The sequence below is a fragment of the Leptolyngbya sp. FACHB-711 genome (assembly GCF_014695615.1).
Taxonomy (GTDB): domain Bacteria; phylum Cyanobacteriota; class Cyanobacteriia; order Elainellales; family Elainellaceae; genus Leptolyngbya_A.
In genome coordinates this window covers 1-5584 of sequence record NZ_JACJOR010000389.1, presented here as the reverse complement: position 1 = coordinate 5584, position 5584 = coordinate 1, and the positions used below count along the sequence as shown (strand labels likewise).

General features: G+C 49.5%; 6 protein-coding genes. 2 read left to right on the top strand and 4 right to left on the bottom strand.

What is annotated here, in order from left to right; genetic code table 11:
- From H6F80_RS16465 to H6F80_RS16455, 3 genes are all read right to left on the bottom strand, one after another.
- Positions 1-1187: YeeE/YedE family protein (locus H6F80_RS16465; protein WP_190792612.1), on the bottom strand; the 1187-nt coding region annotated here is incomplete at its 3' end.
- A 16-nt stretch (positions 1188-1203) separates the two neighbouring features.
- Positions 1204-1431, bottom strand: coding sequence for a hypothetical protein (locus H6F80_RS16460; RefSeq protein ID WP_190792611.1), 228 nt, complete (start codon positions 1429-1431; stop codon positions 1204-1206).
- Between the two features lie 124 nt (positions 1432-1555).
- The gene (locus H6F80_RS16455; RefSeq protein ID WP_190792610.1) at positions 1556-2539 is read right to left on the bottom strand and encodes a sulfurtransferase; all 984 of its coding nucleotides are present in this window, start codon (positions 2537-2539) and stop codon (positions 1556-1558) included.
- A gap of 493 nt (positions 2540-3032) precedes the next feature.
- Here H6F80_RS16455 and H6F80_RS16450 point away from each other — a divergent pair, with 493 nt between their 5' ends.
- Positions 3033-3938 (top strand): helix-turn-helix domain-containing protein, encoded by a 906-nt coding sequence (locus H6F80_RS16450; protein ID WP_190792609.1) that lies wholly within the window; start codon positions 3033-3035, stop codon positions 3936-3938.
- A gap of 70 nt (positions 3939-4008) precedes the next feature.
- Positions 4009-5001, top strand: coding sequence for an SDR family NAD(P)-dependent oxidoreductase (locus tag H6F80_RS16445; protein ID WP_190792608.1), 993 nt, complete (start codon positions 4009-4011; stop codon positions 4999-5001).
- A gap of 215 nt (positions 5002-5216) precedes the next feature.
- Here H6F80_RS16445 and H6F80_RS30440 read toward each other — a convergent pair whose 3' ends face one another.
- Positions 5217-5411: a helix-turn-helix domain-containing protein gene (locus H6F80_RS30440; RefSeq protein WP_190792607.1), complete on the bottom strand. Its 195-nt coding sequence runs from the start codon at positions 5409-5411 to the stop codon at positions 5217-5219.
- Positions 5412-5584: the final 173 nt, after the last annotated feature.

The following is a 5584-nucleotide window of genomic DNA, read 5'->3' as shown; positions in this document are numbered from 1 at the left end:
CGAAACAGCGATCGCAGCCGAATCCCCAATCCTGTTCCTAGTAAAGCAAAGGTAATCCACAGCCAGCCATGCAAACTGGTGGAAGCGATGCCGCTGAAGTAAGCTCCCACATTGCAGCCAAACGCCAGCCTTGCCCCGTAGCCCATCATCAAGCCCCCGATTAGCGCAGCGGCGATCGCCCACCTGGAAACAGGTTTTTTGACCGTCAAGCGTCCTGCCAGCGCAGCAGCGAGGGCAGCTCCCAGCACAATGCCGAAATTCATCACGGAGGTAATGTCAGCAAATATGCTCTGCTCCAGTGCCTCGGCTCCCATCCCCTGACTCCAGAATTCGCTGGTTGCCGGATTCCAGCCCAACGCCTGCGCAATTTTGGCTGTCCACAGGGTAAATCCCCAGGTAACACCCCAGGGTCGACCTGCGATGAGCAGCGTCAATCCATTCAGGATGGCAAGAGCAATTGCACCGAACACGAGCGACCAGGGACCATACAGTAAATGCTTCAGATTAAAAGGCTCAGCAGGAGTAGGGGTTATATCATCCGCAGTCTGATTAGATTTGCCCCATTGCCATAGCAGCAAAGCGATCGCACCCAGCAGAACAAGCTGTAATCCAACCCCTGCCCATCCCCAGGATTTGAGGAGGGAAATGGGGTCAGTCGCAGGAAGTCCTGCCCACACTGATCCGGTCAGACTTGCCCAAAAAGAACCGATGCCAAAGGTCAGCAATGTTAACAGCATCATGCTACTGCCGCCGCCGATCGTGTAGAGCGTACCGCAGGCACAACCGCTGCCTAACTGCATCCCAACACCAAACAAAAATGCGCCGATCGCTCCCTGGACGCCCACTGGCGCAACCGCTGCCCGTAAGCTCTGACCAAAAGCACTTCCGGCTAACAGGAATGGTGCAAAGAGCAGCGTTGCGATCGCCAGCATCAGAAGTTGTGCCAGTACGCCTCTCACATCACGGTGGACAAACAGTTTTCGGTAGGACGAGGCAAAGCCAAAGCTAGCGTGATACAGGCTTATTCCAAACAGTCCGCCAATCAAAAATAAAACACTTTGCTTTAGCCCACCAAAGGGACTGACAACGATCCCTCCCAGCGCAAACAGCCCAAACAGAACGGCGATCGGGATTGTTTGAGGACGGGGAGAAGATTGCGGATACTGGGATAGGGCAATGTTAGACATGGAACTTCTGCGGCGGTTACGACTGAGAAGACGGAGACGGAGACGGAGACGGAGACGGAGACGGTGTTGGAGAAGATTCCTGGGAGGAACCCTCTTTCTTGGGTTCTTCGGGCTGACTGGGGGCGCAGCTTGCGATGTATCCCAGGCTAGTTGAACTCACTTCAACCATCCACGAAAGAAGAGCCAAACCCAGAACAGATGTAGTGGCGATCGCTCCACCAAACAGTAAAAAAATAAATCGCATGAGATGACGCAGAAGAGTAATGAGACATTAAGCAAAAAGGAACAGGAATGGAAAGTAGGGAATAGTTAGCTAAGTTTTTGATGCTCCTGCGATCCCATCCTCCACTTTCCTCAAAATACCTGCATTAAGCACCGGCACCTGTCTCTACAGGCAAGTCTGGATTGGAGGAATATTCTGTCCAAGATCCTTCGTAAACCCGAACGTTGGGGTATCCTAACAGGTGCTTCAGAACGTGATACTGCAACGTTGCTTCACGTCCAGTACTGCAGGTCACGATAATGTTGTCTGTGGGTTTCACATTGCGCGATGCCAGAATTTGACGAATTTCATCCAGAGGCTTCAGTTGGTGGAAGTTTGATTCTCCCACGGTAAATGAAACCCAGGGGATATTTTTAGCACCAGGAATATGTCCATTTCGCGCCCAAACCTGCTGCTGCCCGGAGAACAGTTCCGGTGGACGAGGATCAATGAAAGTCACGCCAGGTTTACCAATTAACTGTCTGACCTCAGCTAAAGTCACTCGTACGGTGGGCTGATCGCGTACTGTAAAACGTCCAAGATCGTAAGCAGGAAACTCCTTACTAACGGGCAATCCGGCTGCTTTGTACCCTGCAAAGCCCCCATCCAAAACCGCAGCATCGGCATGTCCAGTGCGTTCGAGCAGATAAGCGACCATCGTTGCTCCTAACACATCCCGACCATCGGAATAAACGAGGACTTTACTATCGTCACTCACGCCTGCCTGAGAAAAGAGCGATCGTAATTTATCGGCTTCCCAGTACTGCACGGGAAGTGTACCATTGGGTCCCCGGAAAGTGTTATCTGCAATATGCACTGCATTCGGGATATGTCCACCAAAGTAATCGAACGGACTAATTCGGACATCCAGGATGCGAAGTTTAGGATCGTTCGCGTGCTGAGTTAACCAAGTGGGCTGCACAAATTGCACATCAGATGTTTCAGTCGCTAGCGAGGGCAGAATTGATAGAGATGGAATTACGATCGCTGCCAGAAACATTGAAACAACAAATGCAAATCCTTTAATTCGCAAGGATTTTGCCGTCCATAATTTCAGCTTGAGACAACCTTGCCAAAGTCTAGAAGCCATGCCATTACTCCATTAGAGAAACCAAAATTAAGGCGAAATTAGTCAGAAGCCGTCCATTTCTGATGGCTTGAAAGTAAACGTCTTCTATCATTTCTATAAAGTACGGTAAATACATCGACTTACCGTGGATGCTAAAGAATATCCCATAATGCTGGATCGATTGCAAGGAGAATCTGCTCGATCAGGTATTTAAGCGGATTAAAGTAGGAGTAACCGCAAATTAAGAATGGGGGTACATCAGTCGACATCAGGTTGAACCTACGAACCCCCGCACGATATTTTTGTTCAGGAATCCTTAACGGCGGTTGTGTCGCAAGAACTTGTTAAGGACAAACGATGGTAACGTTTGCATTCCCTTAAGCAGCAATGCCAAATACCTCAATAGCAGAGGCTATCAAGCACAGAAAATTTCTCTATGTAGGGACAGTAATCAGAAGATTGCCTGTAGAGTGATTTCAGTCCAAAATATACTTAAAATCACTTCCTACTGCCAATGTCAGATAGCCGGATTCATCTGGTCAACAGTCAAACTGGAAATATCTTTCCGGCTGCTCCTGCTGGAAGTGTGTTGTTTTCGAGCGTGAATGCAGGTTGGCAGGGAATCACTGTTGAACTTCACCGAATTTCATCGTTTGAACTGCCCGAACACTATATCGATGGACATCGTTTGGCGGTCAACATTGGTCAACCTGTTCACTACGAATGGAAAGAGGGCAAGCGTTGGCGACAAACGACTTTGAACCCAGGTGATTTTTGCTTACAGACACATGGAGATATCAACTTTCCTCGATGGTGGGGAAACTTTGAGCTTTTGGCGATCGCCCTTGACCCTCAATTTGTTCGCCAAGCGTTTCAAGATACGGGTGCTTCAGAAAACATTAGTTTTCTAACCCGTCGAGGTGAAGCTGATACAACAATTGCTGACTTTACTCGTCGCTTTAGAGCAGAATTAGCTTCTGGAAGCTACTGTGGCACGCTTTATGGTGAATCGCTTGCGGTCGCCTTTGCTCTTCATCTGATTGAGTATCACAGCGGTCGTTCCCAAAAACTGCGTAAAGCAGCTGGAAAGCTCTCATCACAGCAGCTAAAGCAGATTATCGAGTACGTTCATGAACATCTAAGCGAGGAGTTGAGTTTAGTTGACTTAGCCGAACAGATGAACCTGAGCGCATTTCACTTTGCGCGTCTCTTCAAAAATTCGTTGGGACTTTCCCCACATCAATATCTGTTGCAAAACCGAGTCGAGCGTGCCAAGAAGCTGATTGCGATCGCCGGTAAACCAGATCTGACAGAGATCGGGTTGCAGGTGGGCTTCTACGATCAAGCGCATTTTACCAAAGCCTTTAAGCGAGTCGTCGGCATTCCACCCAAAAGCTTCTTCAAGCAGGTTGCAAGCTAAGCAAGATTTTACAATTTTTCGACACGGCTGTTTCGATAAGCTGTCCTCAGAGTTTAGGAGGAGCGAACCAGTGAAGAAGCTAAATCGTTCACGTCGTGGATTAATCAAAGGTGCTGCCTTGGCTGCAACTGGAATGACACTAGGAGCAGGACTATCCCCTTTACGAACCCAAAAAGCAACAGCACAGGCTCCCACTCAGCCCGCTGCACAGCCTCAACCCTCCAGCCCGCTTCCTTTGACTGGAAAGGTCGCATTCGTTACTGGAGCGGCGCGAGGGATTGGACGGGCAATTTCAGAAGTTTTCGCAATGAATGGTGCCGATGTTGCCATGTTGGATATTGCCGATCCCTCTCGTCTGAACTCTTCACGGGGTTATCGTGTTGCCAACCTGGATGAGTTTAGCGCAGCCGTTGCTTCTGTCAAGCAATACGGCACAAAGGTGCTGCAAATTCAGGTTGATGTTCGAGATTTAGCAGCAATGCAGTCTGCGGCAGAACGCACGAACCGGGAATTGGGTGGAATTGATGTTGTCGTTGCCAATGCAGGCTATGTGGCATGGCACAGCTTTGAGGATGGAACCCCTCAACTCTGGCACGATGTATTCGATGTCAATGTTCACGGAGTTTTCAATACAGCAAAAGCTGCCGTTCCGTTTCTCAAGCAGCGGGGTGGTGGACGCATCATCAATATGGCATCTGTGGGGGGCAGGGCTGGATTTGCTGGAAACGGTGCTTATACATCGACGAAGTGGGCTGTGATTGGGATGACTAAGCAAGCTGCTCAAGAGTTGGGGCAATACAACATCACAGTGAACGCGATCGCGCCAGGTGCAGTCAACACGGCAATGTATCGTAGCGAGGGACAGATGCGATCAATGGGTGTCTCCACTCCAGAGCAACAGGACGCACTAATTAATCCAGTGAGTCCACTGGGCAGTGCTGGAGCGATTGAGCCAGAGGATATTGCCCAAACAGCACTTTTCCTGGCAAGCAATGCAGCAAAAACAATTTCAGGAACGACGATCGATAATGCGCTGGGCTTCAATGCGAGCTATACAGCGTGAGCCTCGTTTCTTGAATGTTGAGTATATTATCCTACTGTCTAACAATTGCGTTGCAGCTGCAGACGAAAGATTTTGGTCTAAATATAGAAGCTACCTGCCGCCGCTGAACGCAGCCTTTAACACTCAACACACTGCCAAAAATGACTAGGAACGGCAGCGCTCCTTGCCCCCATCCTCGATAGAGCGAGGCTCTAGGGCGTATTACAGGCGATCGCTCAGCGTTTATTTTCGGCAGTGTGGTTTAGCTCAAGGTTGATGTAGCGGTGGTAAGTGGGACGGCTAATTCCCAAATGCTCACAGATGGAAGTGACCGATCGCTTTGGATCTGCTGCTAACGATCGCCCAATCTCAATCTCTTGGGGTGGCAGCTTCTGCTGTCGTCCCCCTTTCCGACCTCTGGCTCTTGCCACTTGTAGTCCTGTTTGGGTGCGTTCTTGGGCGTTGCAGAATGGGGATATGAAACCAGGGTAAAACCAATGCAATGTTCCGAATGTCGCTCAACTGATATTAACCTGGCAAGTATAGAGAGTGCATAAGGTCAGGCAGCATAAGCAATGGCAGGATGTTTAAAGTACCGCACGAT

Bases quoted from the DNA above. Each gene is read 5' to 3' on its own strand.
- H6F80_RS16460 (WP_190792611.1), bottom strand. From the start codon at position 1,431: ATGCGATTTATTTTTTTACTGTTTGGTGGAGCGATCGCCACTACATCT.
- H6F80_RS16455 (WP_190792610.1), bottom strand. From the start codon at position 2,539: ATGGCTTCTAGACTTTGGCAAGGTTGTCTCAAGCTGAAATTATGGACG.
- H6F80_RS16450 (WP_190792609.1), top strand. From the start codon at position 3,033: ATGTCAGATAGCCGGATTCATCTGGTCAACAGTCAAACTGGAAATATC.